1 protein-coding gene and 1 pseudogene are annotated in these 832 nt (G+C 52.9%); both read right to left on the bottom strand.

From position 1 onward, the window contains the following. Positions 1-168: pseudogene (locus ACTHUM_RS15855) on the bottom strand (PTS sugar transporter subunit IIA); the annotation flags it as partial. Between the two features lie 57 nt (positions 169-225). Beyond that, complete coding sequence (locus tag ACTHUM_RS15850) at positions 226-789, bottom strand: hypoxanthine-guanine phosphoribosyltransferase (protein ID WP_440403401.1); 564 nt, start codon at positions 787-789, stop codon at positions 226-228. Positions 790-832: the final 43 nt, after the last annotated feature.

Here is an 832-nt window from a genome sequence, read left to right as displayed (position 1 = left end):
TTCCTGCAAGGCGGCGATGGCGTTGTTGATGATGTCGTTTTGGTCTTCATTGGGCTGAACGCCGAGAATACGGACGTTTTCGGGAAAGCCGTTGGGGAAGAAATGGTGGGTCAGCCCTTGGTAGGCTTCGCCTATGGTTTCGTGCGTGATGATAAGCAGGCCGATCATGATGTGTTCCTAGTGTTGGTTTGAGGCCGTCTGAAAACCTTTCAGACGGCCTTGGTTTTATTTGTTGTTTAAGGCGTAGATTTCGCCGAGGTTGCGCCAACAGCCGGCGGCATCCATGCCGTAGCCGAAGACGTAGCGGTTGGGTACGTCCAAACCGACATAATCGGCTTTGGTTGGTTTTTCTTTGTCGATCAGTTTGTTGGCAAACACGGCCGCACGGCAGCTTGCCGCGCCCATTTTCAACAGTTTTTCCTGAATGGCGGCCATGGTGTGGCCTTCGTCTAAAATATCGTCCAAAACGACTACATGACGGCCTTTGATTTGCTCGGGGTCGGGCATGCGTTTCCAGTTGAACACGCCGCCTGCGAGTTTGTCTCCGTAGCGGGAAACGTGGACGTAGTCAAAGTCCAAAGGAAAGCGCAACAGCGGCAGCAGCTGCCCGGTAAACACCACCGCGCCACCCATTACCGGCAGGAGCAGGGGGTATTTGTCGCCCAAGTCGCGGGTAATGTCGTCGGCAACTTTTTGCAAGGCTGCGCGGCATTGTTCTTGGTCAAACAGCAAATCGGCATTGTCCAGCATGGCTTGGGTTTCAAGGCGTTTGGTTTCTAAGTCGGTCATGATAGATCGTGTTGAGTGCGGTTAAAAACAAATTATATAGCGG

The organism is Neisseria sp. P0021.S006 (genome assembly GCF_051956895.1).
This window is presented reverse-complemented; position numbering and strand designations above follow the sequence as displayed.

Coding starts and splice junctions, on each gene's coding strand:
- ACTHUM_RS15850 (WP_440403401.1), bottom strand. CDS start 789: ATGACCGACTTAGAAACCAAACGCCTTGAAACCCAAGCCATGCTGGAC.